The following is an 18164-nucleotide window of genomic DNA, read 5'->3' on the forward strand; positions in this document are numbered from 1 at the left end:
GCGCGCGCGCCGCTCATGCGTGCGTCAGGTGCGTGTACAGCGCGTGGGCGATCGCGATGTCCTCGAGCCCGAGGCCGATCGAGCGGAAGAACGCGTGACGCGTGCGCGACGGCGCCGCGCAGGTGCCGGCGACGAGCGCGGGCAGGTCGCCGACGATCCGCCCGGCATCCCAGCCGTGATCGGCCGTCGCGATCTGCATTTCGCCGGCGCTGGCGGGCGTCGTGTGCCGGTAGTCGCAGTAGACATCCATGTCGGGCAGCCAGGCGGGCGGGATTTCGTGCGCGCGCACGACGTTCGTGCTGATCGACGTGACGAGCGCCGGGCGCGTGAGCATCCCGTCGCCGAGCACGGGCGTGCCCGACGACGTGCACAGCATCACCACGTCCGCGTCGCGCACGCAGGCTGCGACGCTCGCCGCCGCACGGGCGCGCGGGTCGAGTTCGGCGAGCGTGGCCTGCAGCGCCGCGTTGCCGGCCAGCGCCGGCGAGTACACGCGAATCGTCTCCCAGTCACGCAGCGCCGCCGTGTGCCGCAGATGCGCGAGACCGACCGCGCCCGCGCCGACGATCGCGAGACGGCGTGCGTCGCGCGGCGCGAGGCAGTCGACCGCCAGCGCCGTCGTGCCGGCCGTGCGTTCGACCGTCAGCAACCCCGCGTCGCACCACATCAGCGGCTGGCCGGTCCGCATCGACATCAGCGCGGTCCAGGCCGTGACGATCGGTTTGCCGCCCGTCACGACGTACGGCGACAACTTCGCGCCGAACACCTGCGCATCGGCGAGCGCGCCGAGATACGTGATGAAGTCGCCGGCCTGGTCGGGAAACAGCGTGAGCGTCTGCGGCGGCTGCACCGCGCGCGCCGCGGCGAGCGACGCGAACATGCGGCGCAACGTGCCGAGCACGTCGAGCGACGGCAGGGCCGCGCGCACCGCGGCTTCGTCGACGGTCAGTGGCGGGGTCGGGGCGGTTTGCGTCATGGGGACATCTCCGGTCGGGGCCGGACAGGACGGTCTCGAAAGACGGTGTCCGGCGGTGTTTGTGATGGACGAAAAGTCTAATATAGACAAACAAGATCTGGAGAATTTTTCTTTTCGAGACCGTGTTTCGCCGTGGTTTTCCGGGAAAACATAGGTAAATCAACGGTGTTCGTCGTGGCGGGCACAAGCGGGGAGGTCACGCGACGACGCACGATCATCGTATCCCCTATAGTCTATAGTAGACTTTGAGTCTATATTTCGGCTGCGAGACACGGCACGTCGTGTTGCGGCGGCCGCCTGCATCGAATGCCGATCCGGCGCCTGTCCGACGGCGTCGTGCGACCGATCTTCCTCGCCTCAATCCGGAACAGAAGGACCGTCATGAACTGGAAGCTTTCCCTTTGCGCCGCTGCGGCGCTCGCGTGCGCCGCCGTCACGGCCCATGCGGAACAGACCACGCTGCGTTTCGGTATCGAAGCCGCCTATCCGCCGTTCGAGAGCAAGACGCCGGCCGGCCAGCTGCAGGGGTTCGACGTCGACCTCGGCAACGCGGTGTGCGCGAAGCTGAACGTGAAATGCGTGTGGGTCGAGAACGCGTTCGACGGGCTGATCCCGGCGCTGCAGGCGCGCAAGTTCGATGCGATCAATTCGGCGATGAACATCACCGCGAAGCGCAAGCAGAGCATCGATTTCACGCCGCCGATCTACGTGGTGCCGATCGTGATGGTCGCGAAGCGCGGCTCGCCGCTGCGGCCCGACGTCGCGAGCCTGCGCGGCAAGCACGTCGGCGTGCTGCAGGGTTCGTCGCAGGAGGATTTCCTGAAGGCGCACTGGGCCAATGCGGGCGTGGCCGTGGTGTCGTACCAGGATCAGGACCAGATCTACGCCGATCTCGTCGCGGGGCGGCTCGACGCGGCCGTCCAGGAAGCGCAGACCGCGCAGGACGGGTTCCTCGACAAGCCGGCCGGCCGCGACTACCAGATCGTCGGCGACGCGCTGAAGGATCCGGCGACGCTCGGCGAAGGCACGGGCTTCGGGATGCGCAAGGGCGACAAGGCGCTGCAGGCGAAGATCGTCGGCGCGCTCGATGCGCTGAAGAAGGACGGTACGCTGAGCGCGCTGTCGCAGAAGTACTTCAAGCGCGACATCATCGCGAAATAAGCACCGCCGCGCGCCGGCCGCGGTGCCGGCGCGCGGCGCATCGAATCTCGACGCAGGACGGGGAACCATGGATTTCGACGTCATCGTTCTGGGGGCCGGCATCGTCGGCGTGTCGTCGGCGCTGCACCTGCAGGATCGCGGGCTGCGCGTCGCGCTCGTCGATCGGCGCGCGCCCGGCGAGGAAACCAGCCACGGCAATGCCGGGCTGATCGAACGCTCGTCGGTCGTGCCGTACGCGTTTCCGCGCCGGCTCGGCACGCTGCTGCGCTACGCGCGCAACCGTTCGGTCGATCTGTACTGGGACTACCGCGCGCTGCCCGCTTATGCGGGCTGGCTCGCGCGGTTCTGGCGCGAATCGTCGCCGCAGCGGCTCGCGGCCGCCGCACGCGACCTGCTGCCGCTCGTCGCGGCGAGCGTCGTAGAGCACGACGCGCTGCTCGCGCGTACCGATGCCCAGCCGCTCGTGCACGACGGCGGTTGGATCGAGGCGTTCCGCTCGCCCGCGCTGTTCGATGCCGAAGCGCGCGCGCAGCAACGCGTGGCTGTCGAGCACGGCCTGCGGATGGCCGTGCTCGACGCGCGTGCGCTGCGCGAGCGCGAGCCCGGCATCGGCGACGCATTCTGCGGCGCCTTCCACTGGCAGGACCCAAAGACCGTGTCGAGCCCGGGCGGACTGACCAAGGCCTACGCGCGGCTGTTCGAGCGCGACGGCGGCACGTTCGCGCTCGGCGACGCGAGGACGCTCGCGCAGGTGGACGGCGGCTGGCGGGTCGGGTCCGAACACGGGCCGATTTCGGCACGTTCGGCCGTGGTCGCGCTCGGACCGTGGTCCGATCATGTGTTCGCGCCGCTCGGCTACCGCATTCCGCTGCGCGCGAAGCGCGGCTATCACATGCATTACCGGCCGACGCGCACGCCGCTGAACGTGCCCGTGTGCGATACCGAGGAAGGATTCGTCGTCGCGCCGATGGAGGGCGGCCGCCTGCGGCTCACGACCGGCGTCGAGATCGCGCTGCGCGGTGCGCCGCCGACCGGCGTGCAGCTCGCGCGCGCCGAACCGCTGGCGCGCGACGCGTTCGGCATCGGCGAGCGGCTCGATCCCGAGCCGTGGCTCGGGATGCGGCCGTGCACGCCCGACATGCGGCCTGTGATCGGGCCCGCGCCGCGCCATCGCCATCTGTGGTTCGCGTTCGGTCATTGCCACCACGGGCTCACGCTCGGCCCCGCGACCGGGCGCCTGCTCGCCGAAATGATGACCGGCGCGCCGACCTACATCGATCCCCGTCCATACCGGCCCGCGCGCTTCGGTTGACCGGCGACGCTACGCGGCGAAGCGGCGCCTGCCGCCGCCGCCGTGCGTCGCGTCACGCGCGCCGATCACGAGAGGGCATTCACAGTATTTCATTCTGCTGTCCGGATAATCGAGAGCCGCGTGATCGAAAATGATCTGCGTAATCGTCAAGAAAGAAAATCGCGAATCAAAAAATTAGTAAATCAGCGATTTATCAATGCATTTTCATATCGGTGAAATGCGTAATGGGCAGCCGTCCATGACGGTATCGGGCACCATCGCGACCGGCTGTTCCGGCGCCGCGCGGAATGTACCGGAACACGTTACTGCGGGGCTCGCAAACGTTACGTTACATCCACGCCCTGTCCGCCTTTTTTCATCAGACGATTGATGCCCGTCAATCCCTGGGCAGCCCCTGAATTTCGTCTGAAATCGATTAAAAAATCGTTATTTCCAGTCAATAGGCTGACGAATCCATCCTTTTTTTGAATTGGCACGCTTCGTGCAATCCGTCCCCATGCTTTATCAACGTAGTGCCAACCGAGATAGGGAAAATAACGATGAGACACAATCTTAAATTGACGGGTGTGGCGCTGTCGGTCGCGACGGTGTTCGGGGTACTGGCTTCGGGTTCCGCAGTGGCGGGTGCCCTCGATTCGCTGCCGATCCCGCAAGTGATCGTCAACCCGCCGACGAACAGCGTGTCGGTCGGGCTGGTCGCCACGGGCACGTCGCCGCTGGGCTCGGTCACCGTGACGGCGGGCGGGTCGGGCGCGATCCAGACGTCGCTCGGCGATCCGGGACAAGTGCTGTCGGGAGCCGTGGGGGCGGTGACGGGCGCACTCGGCGGCGGCACGGTGCAGCCGCTCGCACCGGTCCAGGGTGTGTTGAACCAGGTGACGGGGGCGCTGAATGGCGGCAACCCGGCAAGCGCGCTGACCGGTGCGTTGAATACGGCGACGGGGACGCTGAGCAATGCGGTTGGCACCGTAACGGGCGCATTGGGGAATGTCGGCGGCGGTTCGAACCCGCTGGCGCCGGTGCAGGGCGTGGTGAATCAGGTGACGGGCGCGCTCGGCGGCGGCAATCCGGCCGGTGCACTGACGGGCGCCCTGAATACGGCGACCGGCGCGCTGAGCAATGCGCTCGGCACCGCGACGGGCGCGCTGGGCGGCATCGGCGGCGGGTCGAACCCGCTGGCGCCGGTTCAAGGTGTGGTGAATCAGGTCACGGGTGCGCTCGGTGGCGGGAACCCGGCTGGCGCGCTGACCGGAGCGCTCGGTACGGTGACGGGGGCACTGGGCGGTATCGGCGGCGGGTCGAGCCCGCTGGCGCCGGTGCAAGGTGTGGTGAATCAGGTCACGGGTGCGCTTGGTGGCGGGAACCCGGCTGGCGCGCTGACCGGTGCGCTCGGCACGGTGACGGGCGCACTGGGCGGTATCGGCGGCGGGTCGAGCCCGCTGGCGCCGGTGCAGGGTGTGGTGAACGGGCTTACGGGGTCGATTGGTGGCGGCGATCCGGCTGGCGCACTCACGGGTGTCGTCAACACGGTGACGGGGGCGCTAGGTAATCTCGGCAGCGGCTCGAACCCGCTGGCACCGGTGCAAGGCGTCGTGAACGGTGTCACGGGCGTACTCGGTAGCGGGAACCCGGCAGGTGCCTTGACCGGCGCACTTGGTACGGTCACGGGGGCACTGGGCGGTATCGGCGGCGGCACGAATCCGCTGGCGCCCGTTCAAGGTGTGGTGAATCAGGTGACGGGCGCGCTCGGCGGCGGCAACCCGGCTGGCGCGCTGACCGGCGCCCTCGGTACGGTCACGGGCGCACTGGGCGGCATCGGCGGCGGCACGAATCCAATTACCCCGATCCAGAACATCGTCAACCAGGTCACGGGTACGCTTGGCGGCGGCAATCCGGCCGGCACGCTGAGCAACGCGGTCAACACGATCACGGGCTCGCTCGGCAACCTCGGCGGCGCCGGGAGCCCGCTGGCACCGGTGCAAGGCGTCGTGACGCAACTCGCGGGCACGCTCGGCAACGGCAATCCGGCCGGCGAGCTGACGAACGCGCTGAACGCCGTGACGGGTGCGCTCGGCGGCGCGAATCCGCTGGCGCCGGTGCAGGGCGTCGTGAACCAGGTCGTCGGCACGCTGTCGGGTGCGGGCGGCGGCAGCCCGATCGCGCCGATCACGAACCTCGTCAACGGCCTGCAGAACGCGCTGCCCGCTGGCAATCCGGCCGGTGCGCTGACCGGCGCACTGGGTTCGGTCACGGGCGCCCTCGGCAACCTCGGCGGCGCGAACCCGCTGGCGCCGGTGCAAGGTGTCGTCAACCAGGTCGTCGGCACGCTCGGCGGGAGCAATCCGGCCGGCACGCTGAGCAACGCGGTCGGGACGGCCACGGGCGCCCTCGGCAACGCGGTCGGCTCGGTTGCGGGTGCGCTCGGCGCGCTGGGCGGCACGAACCCGCTGGCGCCGGTACAGGGTGTCGTCAACCAGGTCGTCGGGACGCTCGGCAACCTCGGCGGCACGAACCCGCTGGCGCCGGTGCAAGGCGTCGTGAACCAGGTCGTCGGCGCGTTGTCGGGCGCGGCGGGCAGCAGCCCGATCGCCCCGATCACGAACCTCGTGAACGGCCTGACGGGCGGCGGCAACCCGGCCGGCGCACTGACCGGTGCACTCGGCTCGGTGACGGGTGCACTCGCGAACGGCCCGGCAGCCCTCGGCCAGGCGGCCGGTGCGCTGTCGGGCGCGGCCGGTTCGACGGCAGCGGCGGGCGGCAGCCTGCTCGGCTCGGGCGCGAACGCGGCCGGCGGCACGGCGGGTGCAGTCGGCTCGCTGCTGACGACGGGCGCCAACGCGACGGCGACGGTCGTCAATGCGGCCGGCACGTCGGTGGGTACGGCGCTCGGTTCCGCGCCGAGCCTGTCGGTGACGCCGCATTCGGGCAATAGCGCGCCGAACAACCCGCTCGCACCGGTGACGTCGCTGCTCCAGTCTCTGACCGGCGCACTGCCGAAGTAAGGGCCGGATCCGCACGGCGGCGCCGCATGGCCGCCGTGCGCCGCGCTCGCGCAACGCGGCATGACAGCGATGTCATGCCGCGTTGTCTTTTCGGGCTTCCCGCTGTCTTGCGTCGCATGAGCAACCGCCGCCGACTATTTCAACGCGGCATGGAATAACCGGTTCCCGCCGTCCGTTTACCTACCGAGTTCCGGCCCGGCCCGCCGGCGGGATAATGGTCGCAACGAAACCGATCGTCCCGTCCGGCGGCGCCGTGCCGCCAGGCCCTGCCAAGGAGAACGGGAATGAAACGGATGCTCTTTGCCGCCGCGCTGACGGCGGCGATCGTGCGGCCGGCGGCCGCGGAACCGCCTCAGGTGAGCGACGGGAAACTGGTCGACGAGGCACACATGACGCTGTACGTGTTCGATCGCGATGCGCCCGGCAAGAGCGCGTGCGACAGCGCGTGTGCGGCCAACTGGCCGCCCGCGATCGCGGACGCGTACGACAAGGCATCGGGCGCACTGAGTCTCGTCGCGCGGGACGATGGCAAGAAGCAATGGGCGTACCGCGGCCGCCCGCTGTATCGCTGGAAGATGGACCGCAAGGCGGGCGACGCGGGCGGCGACGGGATCGGCGGCATGTGGCACGTCGCGCACCCGTGACCGCGCGGCGATGCGGATGCGCAAGGCTTCCTGATGAGCTACGAATCGGATCTGCTGGTGTGGCTGCCGCGTCTCACGCGCTATGCGCGTGCGCTGACGGGCGACCGCGCGTGGGCGGACGATCTCGTGCAGGACACGCTCGAGCGTGCGCTGAACCGGCCGCCGCGCGACGGCGGCAACCTGCGCGCGTGGCTGCTGACGCTGTTGCGGCACCGTTTCATCGACCAGTTGCGCGCGCGGCACGAGATCGCGGTCGACGATGCGACCGCGCCGTGGCAGACGATGGCCGCGCCGGCCGGCGAGATCGGCGGGCTGGTGCTGCGCGACGTGCAGCGCGCGTTGTACCGGTTGCCGGTCGAGCAGCGCGAGGTGCTGCTGCTGGTCGCGCTTGAAGAATTGAGCTATCGCGACGCCGCGCAGGTACTCGGCGTACCGGTGGGCACGGTGATGTCGCGGCTCGCGCGGGCGCGCGCGCAGATGCGCGCACTGCTGTCGGACGAGCCGTCGGCGCACGGCACGGCCGCGTTACGGGTGATCGGGAAAACATGATGGACGATCCGCACAAGCCTTCGAACGGGCGGGACGAGGACGCGTCGGCGCAACTGCTGTCCGCGTTGCTGGACGGCGAGCTGTCCGGGAGCGAGCGGCGCGAGATGCTCGAGCGCCTGCAGTCCGATCCGGAGGAGGCCGAACGATTCGCGCATTATCGCGCGCAGCGCGACGCGCTGAAGGCGCTGTTCCCGCTGCCGGGCGCGGCCCCCGCGCTGTTCGTGCAGCGTCGCGCGCCGCGCCGTCGTGCCTTCGCGTATGCGTTCGCGGGGCTGGCCGCCGGGCTGCTGATCGGCGTTGCGCTGCCTGCGGGCTGGCTGGCGATCGGCCGCGACCCGGCGTTCGCCGCGCGCGCCGATGTCGCGTATGCCGTGTACGCAGCCGATCGCGACCATCCGGTCGAGGTCGGCGCGGGCGATCCCGCGCATCTCGCCGCGTGGTTGTCGGCGCGCGTCGGACGGCCCGTGCGCGCCCCGTCGCTCGACGAATACGGCTACGTGCTGCTGGGCGGCCGGTTGCTCCCCGGCGATGGCGGGCCGGCCGCGCAGTTCATGTACCAGCGCGCGGACGGCGCACGCGTGACGCTTTACGTGACCGCCTACGATGCGCGGCATCTCGCGCCGCAGTCGATGTCGGCCGACGGCCGCTACACGTATTTCTGGTCGGATCGCGGCATGGGTTATGCGTTGTCCGGCCGCGGCGACGAACGGCGCCTGCGCGCGCTCGCGATCGAGGCGTGCGGCGCGCTCGGCGGCCCGACCGACGCGTGGAAGAGCTGACGCGTACCACCGGCAGGGAGCAGGCGATGAAGACGACGATGACGAAGGTGCTCGTGGCGGCGGCGCTCGCCGCGGGTGCGACCCTCGCGCGGGCGGACGGCGACGCGCCCGTGCGCGTGCCGGTCGACGCCGACGGCGTGCAGCGGGTCGCCATCGTCGGCGGCAGCTATTTCTTCCGGCCGAACCATGTGATCGTGCGCGCGCACGTGCCGGTCGAGCTGACCGTGTCGGCGGAGCCGGGCGTCGTGCCGCACAGCTTCGAGATCGCTGCGCCGCCGCAAGCAGGCATGGCGGTGCGCACCGAGCTCGGCACGACGCCGAAGACGTTCCGCTTCACGCCGGCGCAGCCGGGCCGGTTCGCCTACTATTGCACGCATCGGCTGCTGTTTTTCAGGAGCCATCGCGAGCGCGGAATGGAAGGCGTGCTCGATGTCGAGGCGGCGCCGTGATCGCCGCGTTGCTGGCCGCGAGCCTGATAGGAGCGAGCATGACAGCCGACCCCGTGACCGTCGCCCAGGCGCATTTCGACCACGTCCGCTCGTATCGCGCGACGATCCGCTCGTCGGCGCGCGGTGGCGAACACACCGAAATCCGCTACGCCTACCTGAAACCGGGCTTCGTCCGGATGGATTTCGTGTCGCCGCATCGCGGCGCGGTGCTCGCGTACGATCCCGGCGACGGCAAGGTGCGGCTGCGCCCGTTCGGCGCGCACGCGCCGCCCGCGCTGACGCTGTCGCCGTCCAATCCGCTCGTGCGCGACCGCAGCGGCCACCGGGTCGACCGGTCGGACGTCGGCGAACTGCTGCGCAACGTGCATGCGCTGCAGCAGGGCGGCGCGACGGTGACCGAAGGCGAGGAGGCCGTCGGCGGCCGGACCGCGCTGCGCGTGTCGGTCACCGGCGCACCCGCGCACGCGGTCGACGGCGTGCATCGCTACCGGCTGTGGCTGGACGCCGGGGACGGCTTTCCGCTGAAGGTCGTCAGCTTCGCCGACGGCGACGACGTGCCGCTCGAAACCGTGACGCTCGACGACGTCGAAATCGACGTCGCGTTCCCCGAGCGTTTCTTCGCACCTTGACCGACGAGTGGGCGCGTGTCCGTGACGGACATGCCGGAGGCTGCATGGCGGAATACCGGTTCTCGACGACCTGGCGCGTGGACGCGCCGCTCGCGGCGGTCTGGGACGCGATCTACCAGGTCGACCGCTGGCCCGACTGGTGGAAGGGCGCCGTGCGCACCGTCGAGATCGAGCATGGCGACGCGCGCGGCGTCGGGGCGCTGCACCGGTATACGTGGAAGGGCGCGTTGCCGTACCGGCTGACGTTCGACATGCGCGTGCGGCGCGTCGAGCGGCCGCATGCGCTCGAAGGCCGCGCAAGCGGCGCGATCGAAGGCGACGGGCGTTGGTCGTTCGCCGGCGACGGCGCGCACACCGTCGTGCGCTACGACTGGCACATTCGCACGCAGGTGCGCTGGATGAACTGGCTCGAGCCGCTCGCGCGCCCGCTGTTCCGCTGGAATCACGACGTCGTGATGCGCGAAGGCGCGAAGGGGCTCGCGCGATTGCTGGGGGCGGCCGTCGAGACGGATGGCCGGACCTTCCGGCCGCTGTCCGGCGCAGGCTGCGCCGATGCGTAGCAGCGCGTGAGGACGCGCGTCGCGTCGGTCAGCGCGCGTACGCCATCACCGCGCCGTCCACCGCCAGCGCGATGCGTTCGCCGACGGCCGGGCACCGGTGTCCCGGCACGCGGATACGCACGAGCACGTCGCGATCGGCATCGAGGCGTGCGAGCACGTCGGCATCCTGGCCCGCGAACTGCGCGGCTTCGACGCGCGCCGTCCGACCGCGCGCCGCGCCGGCCTGCGCGACCGGCACGATGCCGATCTGCTCGGGACGCAGCATCGCGTCGGCCGGCCCGTCGGGCAGCGGGGCGACGAGCGGCAGCTCGCCGAGCGCACAGGCGATGCGCGCATCGCGCACGTGACCCGCGAGCAGCACGGCCTGCCCGACGAACGACGCGACGTCGCGCGTGACGGGCTGCCGGTACAGCATCTGCGGCGCGGCCGTCTGCACGAGCCTGCCTTGCCACATCACCGCGACTTCGTCGCCGAGCGTCATCGCCTCGGGCTGGTCGTGCGTGACGAGCACCGACGTCGCGCCGGCCGCGGCAAGCGCGTCGGCCACCGCGCTGCGCGTTTCATGGCGAAGCGACGTGTCGAGCGCGGAGAACGGTTCGTCGAGGATCACGAGCGAGGGCTCGGGCGCCAGCGCGCGCGCGAGGGCCACGCGCTGCTGCTGGCCGCCGGACAGCTGCTGCGGCGCGCGGCTCGCATACGACGCCGGCAGCCCGACCATCTCGAGCAGTTCGTCGACGCGGTGATGGCGGCGCCGTGCCGCGCGCGGCAGCCCGAACGCGATGTTGTCGGCCACCGACAGGTGCGGAAACAGCGCGCCTTCCTGCGGCACGTAGCCGATCCGGCGCCGTTCGGGCGGCAGGTGCACGTCGGGGGCGGCCACGCGGCGTCCGTCGATCTCGACGGTGCCGCGCTCGGCGCGCTCGAAGCCGCACAGCACGCGCAGCAGCGTCGTCTTGCCGCTGCCGGACGGGCCTAGCAGCGCGAGGCGCGAGCCGCGCCGTACCGTGAGATCGATGTCGTGCAGGACGGTATGCGATCCGAACGATTTCGACAGGCCGTGGATGCGTAGTTCGCTCATGGGCGGTTCCGGGAAAAAGGGCGATGCTCAGTCGCGCACCGACGCGCGGCCGAGCAGCAGGAACAGCAGTCCCGATGCGCCGAGCGACAGCGCGACGAGCAGCGCCGCGTACGGTGCCGCGGCCGCGAACGCGAGCGTCGCCGTATCGCTCCATACCTGCGTGGCGAGCGTGCGTGTGCCGATCGGCGACAGCAGCAGCGTCGCGTTGAGTTCGGTGACGACCGAGATGAACACCATCGTCGCGGCCGCACCGAGGCCGGGTGCCGCGAGCGGCAGCACCACGCGCGTGAGCGTTGCGCGCCAGCCGAGGCCGAGCGAGCGTGCGGTTTCCTCGAGCCGGACCTGCACGTGCGACAGCGCCGCGCGCACGCTCACGACCGCGAGCGGCAGGAACAGGATCGCGTACGCGGCGACGAGCGCCGGCGCGCTCTGGTAGAGCGGCTGCAGCAGCCGCACCGTGATCGACACGATCGCGAGCGCGACGACGATGCCCGGCACGCCCTGCACGGTCATCGCCGTGCGCTCGAGGAGCGTCGCGACGCGGCCCGGATAACGGACCAGCAGGAACGCGAGCGGCAGCGCGAGCAGCGTGGTAACGGCTGCCGCCATCAGGCCGTAGCTGGACGATGCGAGCGTGGCTTGCCACAGCAGTTCGGGCGACACGTCGGCCGGCGTGACGGCGGCAGCCCCTTGTTGCGTGAGCCAGTAGCCGATCATCGCGAGCGGCACGCCGAGCGTCGCGGCCGCGAGCGCGGCGAATGCGACGGTGACGGGGCCGCGCCACCGGCCGAGCGGATAACGCATCGCGACGCGGCGTGCGGCGCGGTGCGTATGACCGTAGCGCGCGTGGCCGCGAGCGCGCGCCTCGATCGCGAGGCACAGCAGGCACAGCGCGATCAGCACGCAGCCGAGCAGCGATGCGCCGCCGCCGTCGAACGCGGTGCGGTACTCGGCATAGATCTCGGTCGTGAACGTGCGAAAGCGCAGCAGCTGGAACGCGCCGAATTCGGACAGCACGCCGAGCGCGACGAGCAGCATCCCGCCGCACAGCGCGGGGCGCAATTGCGGCAGCACGACGCGAAAGAACGTCTGCCACGGCGGGCAGCCGAGCGTGCGCGCGCTTTCTTCGAGCGCGGGGTCGAGCTCGCGCAGCGCGGCGGCCACCGGCAGGTAGACGAGCGGGAAGTACGCGGACGTCAGCACGATCAGCGCGCCGGCGAAGTCCTGCAGGTCGAGGCTCAGCGACACCCACGCGTAGCTCGTGATGAACGGCGGCACCGCGAGCGGGGCCGCGGCGAGCGCGGTCCACAGCGGCCGCGCGGGCAGGTCGGTGCGCTCGATGAACCACGCGGCCGCGGTGCCGAGCAGCGCGCATGCGAGCGTCGCGGCGCATGCGATCGACAGCGTGTTGACGAGCAGCTCGCCGACGAGCGGGCGCCACAGCAGCGCGATCGCATCGTCGACGCCGAAGGTGGCCGCGCGGTACAGCGTGAAGGCGAGCGGCAGCAGGATCGCGAGCGGCCCGCACGCGGCCGCGGCGACGAGCGCGCGCGACGGGCGCCGACGCGTCGCGGGGCGCGCTGCGTCGCGCGCGATGCGCGCCGTGCGGGACACGGCGTCGCTCACGGTCAGAGCAGGCCGGCCTGGCGCAGCAGCTTGCCGGCCTGGCTGTCGTCGCCGAGCTGTTCGAACGTCAGTGCCGGCGGGCTCAGTTCGTTGAACGGCTTCAGGATCGGATCGGGGGCGACGCCCGGATGCAGCGGATACTCGAAGCTGATGTGGCCGTTCGCCATCAGTTTCTGCGCGCGCTCGCCGACAAGATACGCGACGAACTTCTGCGCATCGGCCTGGTGCTTCGATGCCTTCATCACGGCGGCGCCCGACACGTTCACGGCTGCGCCGACGTCATGGTTGCCGAAGTGGTGGATCGCACTTTTCGTCGACTTGTCGCCGAGCTCCGCGTGCAGGCGGTCCCAGTAGTAGTTGTTGATGATGCCGGTTTGCACGCCGCCGCGGTTGACGGCCGCCGTCACGCCTTCGTCGTCGTCGAAGATCTGCGCGTTGGCCTTCAGGCCCTTCAGCCATTGCAGCGTCGCGGCTTCGCCGTGCAGCGCGAGCACCGCGCTCACGAGCGGCAGGAAGTCCGCATCGCTCGGCGCGACGCCGACCTTGCCCTTCCATTCCGGTTTCGCGAGATCGAGCAGCGACGCGGGCAGTTGCTGCGGCTGGAGTTTCGCGGTGTTGTAGACGAGCACGTTCTCGCGCGCGAGCACGCCGACCCAGTTGCCGTCGGCCGGGTTGAAGCGGGCGGGGACCGCCTGCAGCGTCGCGCCGTCGGTCTTCGCGAGCAGGCCCTTGCGGTCGAGCAGCACGAGTTCCGGCGAGTTCTCGGTGAAGTACACGTCGGCCGGCGTGCGGTCGCCTTCCGCGACGATCTGCGCGGCGAGCGCCGGGCCTTCGCCCGAGCGCACCTTCACGGTGATGCCGCTTTGTGCCTCGAAGTCCTTGACGAGCTGGTTGACGACCTGCTCGTGCTGCGCGTTGTACAGCGTGAGCGTCGCGGCGTGCGCGCGCGTGGCGTGCAGCGCGCCGGTCAGCATCAGCGCGGCGGCGGCCGCGGCGATCAGGTGCCGCAGCGGGCGGCTAACGGGAAAAGTGTTCATGTCGTCGTCGTGAGTTGCATCCGGGCGGGCCGGGGAAATGGGGCGTGGCGTCGCGATGCCGTTACGCTTCGAACAGCGCGGCGCCGATGTACGAACCGGGTTGCGCGCCCGGCGGACACGCGAAGATCGCGCTGCCGACGTGCGTGGTGAACTGGTTCATGATGTCCAGCTTCGCGAGCTTCTCGTTGATCGGGATGAAGCCGCGGCGCGGGTCGCGCTGGTGCGCGACGAACATCAGTCCCGCGTCGTACTCGGTCTGCTGGCGCCACGGCGGCCAGCGCTCGATGTAGAAGTTCGTGCTGTCGTTGTACGAATACGCGCGGCGCAGGATCTGCGCGCCGTTGTTCACCTGCGGCGATGCGAGACGCGCGTGCGCGTTGTCGGGGATCACCGGATTGCCGTCCTTGTCGACCGCGTCGAGGTCGAGCGCCTCGAACTCGTGCTGGCCGCCGATCGGTGCGCCGCTGTATTTCTTGCGGCCGAACACCTGTTCCTGGAAGCCGAGCTCGGTGTTGTCCCAGTGTTCGAGCGTGATGCGGATGCGGCGCACGACCGTGTAGGTGCCGCCGTTCATCCACGCCGGGCCTTCGTTGCCGGCCCACACGAACGCGTTCATCGCGGCCGGATCGTCGCGCGACGGGTTCATCGTGCCGTCCTTGAAGCCCATCAGGTTGCGCGGCGTCTCGCCCGGCTTGCCGGACGTGAAGCCGGCCTGGCCCCAGCGCATCTGCACGGCCTTGCCGCCGAGGCGCACGAGCTGGCGCACCGCGTGGAACGCCACCTGCGCGTCGTTCGCGCACGCCTGGATGAACAGGTCGCCGCCGGTCTTCTCCGGAATCAGCTGGTCGCCGTTGAAGCGCGGCAGGTCGACGAGCGCGGCCGGTCGCTGCTTCGCGAGGCCGTAGCGGTCCTTGCCCGCGACCGCGAACAGGCCGGGCCCGAAGCCGAACGTGATCGTCAGCCGCGACGCGCCGATGCCGAGCGCGTCGCCCGAGTCGGCCGGCGCGACGTCGTCGCCGCCGGTCGCCGGCAGCGGCTGCGCGGGGTCGCCGCGCGTGAGGCGTGCGGCCGCGTCGGTCCAGATCTTCAGCAGCGCGATCACGTCCGCGCGTTGGGTCGTGGTGAGGTCGAGCGCCGCGAAATATGCGTTGCGCTGCTGCGGCGTCGTGATGCCGCCCTGGTGCTTGCCGTAGAACGGCTCGATGTCGTCGTCGTGCGCGTGCGCGCCCGGTGCGACCGCGGGCGCCGCGTCGGCCGCGCGTGCGGCCGGCATCGTGCCCGCCGCGAGGCCCGCGGCCACTGCGGCGCCGCCGGCCTTCAGGAAGCCGCGGCGCGCGGGGCGCGACGGCGGGTTCAGATCGTCTGCCATGGTCGGCTCCGTTACTTCGCGAGCATCAGCGTGTTGACGTCGTCCTGGACGTAATAGAAGCCGTCGCCGTCGGGCGTCATCGCGATCCCGAACAGGTCGCCGTTGCCGGGCGGCGACTGCGCCTTGTCGGTATCGATCCAGCGCGCATAGAGCTGCTTGCCGGCGACCGGATCGATCTCGACGACCTGGCCGTTCAGCGCGTTGGTCGCGAGCAGATGGCCGTTCGGCGCGGTCGCGAGTGCGAGCGGGCGGCGCAGAAAGCCGTCGGCCGTCACCTGGCGGCCGACGCCCGCGCTCGTGTCGCGCGTGAGCGGATCGTCGATCTCGACGACGCGGTTGCCGATCGCGTCGGAGACGTACAGCTTCTTCTGGTCGCCCGACAGCGCGAGGCCGGTCGGGCCGACCAGGAACACGCCCTTGTCGGCCTGCGCGCCGAGGCCGCTCGCGACGACCGTTTCCTGCTTGATGACGGGCGGTTTGCCGGCCGGCACGTCGACGTCGAGGCGCAGTACCGTCGCCTGCTTGTAGACGGGCGGGTTGCCGTCCGCGCCGCCGACGCCGAAGCCGGCCATGCTGACGAACAGCGTCGCGCTGTCGCCGCGGTCGACCACGGCCATGTTGCCCCACGGGTCGTTGATGTTCGCGCTCGACCACGTCGAGGCGATCCGGCCGTGCGGATCGAGCACGATCAGGCAGCCGGCGCCCTTCGTCGCCGTCGTGCCGTCGTTGCTCGGCGTGCTGCCGACGATCACCCAGCCCGACTTCAGCATCGTCATCGCGGTCGACAGGCCGACGCCGCCCGGGCACGCCTTCAGGTCGCGTGGAATCGTCGCGAACAGGCTCATCTGCTTGGTCGACGGCCGATAGTCGACGATCGTGCTGCCCGTGCCCTGCAGGTTCGCCGCGTTGTTGAAGTTGTCGACGAGCACGTCGCCTGCCTGGATCGTGCCGGCCGACACCGGTGCAACCGCGATCGCGTACGGGTTCTGGTCGCCGTTGTCGGGCACCGTGTTGACGAGCAGCGTATGGCGATGCAGCGTCTCGAGGAAGCCTTGCGGCTCGGCGAACGCGCCGGCGGCGGCCGTCAGCGCGACGGCGGCCAGCGCGCCCGTCGCGAGGCGGCGAAGCGGGGCGGATTGAATCATCGGGATCTCCTGGGAGGCGCGCCGCGTCGGCGGCGCGCGAAAACGGGTGGCGTGGGCGGACGGCGGGCGCGCGGCGGTCAGAACGTGATCGTCGTGCGTGCGCCGAGCACGAACGTGTTGCGCAGCGGCTGGGTCGCGTCGCCCGGGTTCTGGCCCGCGCCGGCGTTGAACGTGTACTGCGCATCGGCCGCGATCACCCACCACGGGTTGACCTGATACTGGTAGGTCGCCTCGACGGTCGTCTCGCGGGTGCGCACGCCGTACGGGCCGGCTGCAAAGTTGCGCGCGGCCTGGTCGAGGTCGGTCACGTGGCTGCCGACCCGGATGTACGTGACGGCGAGGCCGACGCTGTCGTTGTCGCGACCGTCGAACGGCGCCTTCAGCACGATGCCCGCGTTCGCCGCGAAGCTCACGAGGTTGCGGTCGCCCGGCGCGCCCATCACGCGCGCGAACACCCCGAGGCTTTTCGCGCCGGTGGGGTCGGGACGCCAGATCATCTGGTCGGCCACCGCGTAGAAGCTGTAGTCGCCGTGGTGCTGCCGCGCGTTGCCGTTCGATGCGGGATCGGCGAGCGACAGACCGTCGGTGCCGGCGTTCTGGTCCGCGAAGCGGCCGTTGTGATACCACAGGCCGATCTTGTAGGTACCCGGCAGTCCGTTCGAATGGCCGGTGTCCATTTCGCCGTCGGACGGCTGGTTCAGCGCGTACTGCAGCTCGCCGATATAGAGCGTGCCGTTGTGCAGGTTGAAGTTCGTGCCGCTCAGGTTGCCCGGGTTGTTGCCGAGCGGATCGCCGTCGAACACGCCCGCGAGCGCGGTGAGTTTCGGCGTGAGCTGTGCGCGCACGCGTACGCCGAGGCCCGCGAGCGGATACGCGGGGCCGCCGTTCGGCAGATCGTACGACGGCAGCGCGGGCCAGCCGAACATCGTATTGACGAACGTGTTCGCATACGTGCTGACCATGAACTCCTGGTCCAGGCTCTGCTGGCCGATCTTCACGTCGACGCGCTTGTCGAGGAACGATTGCTGGTACCAGAGTTCCCACAGGCGCGTCGTGTCCTGCGCCTCGATGCCGCTCGCGGTGTTGAGCGTGCCGAGATTGCGCGCGCTCAGGTTGCTGCCGTGGATCTGCAGCGCGCTGACGTTGAAGGTGCCGCCGGGCAGGCCGATCGCCTTTTGCGTATCGACCGTCAGCGTCGCGGTCGTCAGCCCGTCATACGTGCCGCCACGGTTCAGGCCGCCGCGCAGGTTCGCGAGGTATTCGCTGGTTTCGGTGATCTGCAGCGTCGCGCCGTACTTGCCGAGCCACGGGCGGATGCCGCCCATGTCGCCGAGCAGGCTCTGGCGCGTCCAGATGCCGGTCCACATGCCGGCCGGCTTCGCCTGGATCGCGAGGTCGGCCTCGGGCGCTTCGGGCTGCGCGTCGACCGACGCGGCGGCGAACGCAGCGCCGCTCGCGAACGATGCGCACGCGAGGACGGCCGCACAGGCGGCGGGGCGCATCCGGGTGCGGACGCGGTCTCCATGGAACGACGCAACCTTCATATCAAATTCCTGGTTCTAATTGGTTTGGAGTCCTGCTTGTCGGTCGCTGTCCCGACGCTCGGCACCGATCGGCCAGGGCACGAAGAAGAGCGCAACGCGGCGCATCGTAGGAGTGTCGAATGGGAATGTCAATGTAAACGAGAATGATTCGCATCTAAATTACTGAATGTAATGGGAGGGCTTACGGATGGGGGCCGACGGGTGTTTTCCGAAAGAAAAAACGTAAATATCGGCGTAATGAAAATGAATGCTTCGATGCGGAGCGATGGATTGCCGGCAGGGGGGCGGGACGGGGCACCGGGCG

General features: G+C 70.2%; 16 protein-coding genes. 9 read left to right on the plus strand and 7 right to left on the minus strand.

Going from position 1 to position 18164, the window contains the following annotated elements:
* Positions 1 to 13: 13 nt before the first annotated feature.
* Positions 14 to 976 carry an ornithine cyclodeaminase family protein gene (locus VXM69_RS23295; protein ID WP_367189274.1) on the minus strand — a complete coding sequence of 321 codons (963 nt, stop codon included), beginning with the start codon at positions 974 to 976 and terminating at the stop codon, positions 14 to 16.
* A gap of 381 nt (positions 977 to 1357) precedes the next feature.
* Here VXM69_RS23295 and VXM69_RS23300 point away from each other — a divergent pair, with 381 nt between their 5' ends.
* The 9 genes from VXM69_RS23300 (at position 1358) to VXM69_RS23340 (ending at position 10061) form a co-directional block, all read left to right on the plus strand.
* Complete coding sequence (locus tag VXM69_RS23300) at positions 1358 to 2137, plus strand: ABC transporter substrate-binding protein (protein ID WP_034187454.1); 780 nt, start codon at positions 1358 to 1360, stop codon at positions 2135 to 2137.
* A 67-nt stretch (positions 2138 to 2204) separates the two neighbouring features.
* Positions 2205 to 3449, plus strand: coding sequence for an FAD-binding oxidoreductase (locus VXM69_RS23305; RefSeq protein ID WP_069706556.1), 1245 nt, complete (start codon positions 2205 to 2207; stop codon positions 3447 to 3449).
* Positions 3450 to 3988: 539 nt separating this feature from the next.
* Positions 3989 to 6451: a beta strand repeat-containing protein gene (locus tag VXM69_RS23310; protein ID WP_367189275.1), complete on the plus strand. Its 2463-nt coding sequence runs from the start codon at positions 3989 to 3991 to the stop codon at positions 6449 to 6451.
* Positions 6452 to 6735: 284 nt separating this feature from the next.
* Entirely contained in the window at positions 6736 to 7095 is a 360-nt protein-coding gene (locus tag VXM69_RS23315; protein ID WP_034187251.1) for a hypothetical protein, read from the plus strand.
* A gap of 33 nt (positions 7096 to 7128) precedes the next feature.
* Entirely contained in the window at positions 7129 to 7644 is a 516-nt protein-coding gene (locus VXM69_RS23320) for a sigma-70 family RNA polymerase sigma factor (RefSeq protein ID WP_124607832.1), read from the plus strand.
* On the plus strand, positions 7641 to 8423 hold the full coding sequence (locus VXM69_RS23325; protein WP_059557249.1) for an anti-sigma factor: 783 nt from the start codon (positions 7641 to 7643) through the stop codon (positions 8421 to 8423). The genes VXM69_RS23320 and VXM69_RS23325 overlap by 4 nt, the downstream gene beginning before the upstream one ends.
* Positions 8424 to 8449: 26 nt before the next feature.
* Positions 8450 to 8872: a quinol oxidase gene (locus VXM69_RS23330; protein ID WP_034187455.1), complete on the plus strand. Its 423-nt coding sequence runs from the start codon at positions 8450 to 8452 to the stop codon at positions 8870 to 8872.
* Positions 8869 to 9501 carry a membrane protein gene (locus tag VXM69_RS23335; RefSeq protein WP_034187254.1) on the plus strand — a complete coding sequence of 211 codons (633 nt, stop codon included), beginning with the start codon at positions 8869 to 8871 and terminating at the stop codon, positions 9499 to 9501. The genes VXM69_RS23330 and VXM69_RS23335 overlap by 4 nt, the downstream gene beginning before the upstream one ends.
* 44 nt (positions 9502 to 9545) lie before the next feature.
* A complete protein-coding gene (locus VXM69_RS23340; RefSeq protein ID WP_069707162.1) occupies positions 9546 to 10061 on the plus strand; it encodes an SRPBCC family protein in 516 nt (171 codons plus the stop codon).
* 28 nt (positions 10062 to 10089) lie between these two features.
* Here VXM69_RS23340 and VXM69_RS23345 read toward each other — a convergent pair whose 3' ends face one another.
* The 6 genes from VXM69_RS23345 to VXM69_RS23370 form a co-directional block, all read right to left on the minus strand.
* Positions 10090 to 11139: an ABC transporter ATP-binding protein gene (locus tag VXM69_RS23345; RefSeq protein WP_059557246.1), complete on the minus strand. Its 1050-nt coding sequence runs from the start codon at positions 11137 to 11139 to the stop codon at positions 10090 to 10092.
* Positions 11140 to 11166: 27 nt separating this feature from the next.
* A complete protein-coding gene (locus VXM69_RS23350; RefSeq protein WP_260449311.1) occupies positions 11167 to 12753 on the minus strand; it encodes an iron ABC transporter permease in 1587 nt (528 codons plus the stop codon).
* A 14-nt stretch (positions 12754 to 12767) separates the two neighbouring features.
* Complete coding sequence (locus tag VXM69_RS23355; RefSeq protein WP_059557244.1) at positions 12768 to 13802, minus strand: iron ABC transporter substrate-binding protein; 1035 nt, start codon at positions 13800 to 13802, stop codon at positions 12768 to 12770.
* A 61-nt stretch (positions 13803 to 13863) separates the two neighbouring features.
* A complete protein-coding gene (gene efeB, locus VXM69_RS23360) occupies positions 13864 to 15171 on the minus strand; it encodes an iron uptake transporter deferrochelatase/peroxidase subunit (protein ID WP_226251621.1) in 1308 nt (435 codons plus the stop codon).
* A gap of 11 nt (positions 15172 to 15182) precedes the next feature.
* A complete protein-coding gene (locus VXM69_RS23365) occupies positions 15183 to 16316 on the minus strand; it encodes a hypothetical protein (protein WP_301740583.1) in 1134 nt (377 codons plus the stop codon).
* A 77-nt stretch (positions 16317 to 16393) separates the two neighbouring features.
* Positions 16394 to 17818, minus strand: coding sequence for a carbohydrate porin (locus tag VXM69_RS23370; protein ID WP_226251775.1), 1425 nt, complete (start codon positions 17816 to 17818; stop codon positions 16394 to 16396).
* Between the last annotated feature and the right edge of the window lie 346 nt (positions 17819 to 18164).

Origin of the sequence: Burkholderia sp. Ed8, assembly GCF_040761425.1 — a bacterium.
GTDB lineage: Bacteria > Pseudomonadota > Gammaproteobacteria > Burkholderiales > Burkholderiaceae > Burkholderia > Burkholderia seminalis.

Excerpts from the sequence above, each read along its gene's own strand:
- VXM69_RS23295 (WP_367189274.1), bottom strand. The coding sequence starts at position 976 with ATGACGCAAACCGCCCCGACCCCGCCACTGACCGTCGACGAAGCCGCG.
- VXM69_RS23300 (WP_034187454.1), top strand. The coding sequence starts at position 1,358 with ATGAACTGGAAGCTTTCCCTTTGCGCCGCTGCGGCGCTCGCGTGCGCC.
- VXM69_RS23305 (WP_069706556.1), top strand. The coding sequence starts at position 2,205 with ATGGATTTCGACGTCATCGTTCTGGGGGCCGGCATCGTCGGCGTGTCG.
- VXM69_RS23310 (WP_367189275.1), top strand. The coding sequence starts at position 3,989 with ATGAGACACAATCTTAAATTGACGGGTGTGGCGCTGTCGGTCGCGACG.
- VXM69_RS23315 (WP_034187251.1), top strand. The coding sequence starts at position 6,736 with ATGAAACGGATGCTCTTTGCCGCCGCGCTGACGGCGGCGATCGTGCGG.
- VXM69_RS23320 (WP_124607832.1), top strand. The coding sequence starts at position 7,129 with ATGAGCTACGAATCGGATCTGCTGGTGTGGCTGCCGCGTCTCACGCGC.
- VXM69_RS23325 (WP_059557249.1), top strand. The coding sequence starts at position 7,641 with ATGATGGACGATCCGCACAAGCCTTCGAACGGGCGGGACGAGGACGCG.
- VXM69_RS23330 (WP_034187455.1), top strand. The coding sequence starts at position 8,450 with ATGAAGACGACGATGACGAAGGTGCTCGTGGCGGCGGCGCTCGCCGCG.
- VXM69_RS23340 (WP_069707162.1), top strand. The coding sequence starts at position 9,546 with ATGGCGGAATACCGGTTCTCGACGACCTGGCGCGTGGACGCGCCGCTC.
- VXM69_RS23345 (WP_059557246.1), bottom strand. The coding sequence starts at position 11,139 with ATGAGCGAACTACGCATCCACGGCCTGTCGAAATCGTTCGGATCGCAT.
- VXM69_RS23355 (WP_059557244.1), bottom strand. The coding sequence starts at position 13,802 with ATGAACACTTTTCCCGTTAGCCGCCCGCTGCGGCACCTGATCGCCGCG.
- efeB (WP_226251621.1), bottom strand. The coding sequence starts at position 15,171 with ATGGCAGACGATCTGAACCCGCCGTCGCGCCCCGCGCGCCGCGGCTTC.
- VXM69_RS23365 (WP_301740583.1), bottom strand. The coding sequence starts at position 16,316 with ATGATTCAATCCGCCCCGCTTCGCCGCCTCGCGACGGGCGCGCTGGCC.
- VXM69_RS23370 (WP_226251775.1), bottom strand. The coding sequence starts at position 17,818 with ATGCGCCCCGCCGCCTGTGCGGCCGTCCTCGCGTGCGCATCGTTCGCG.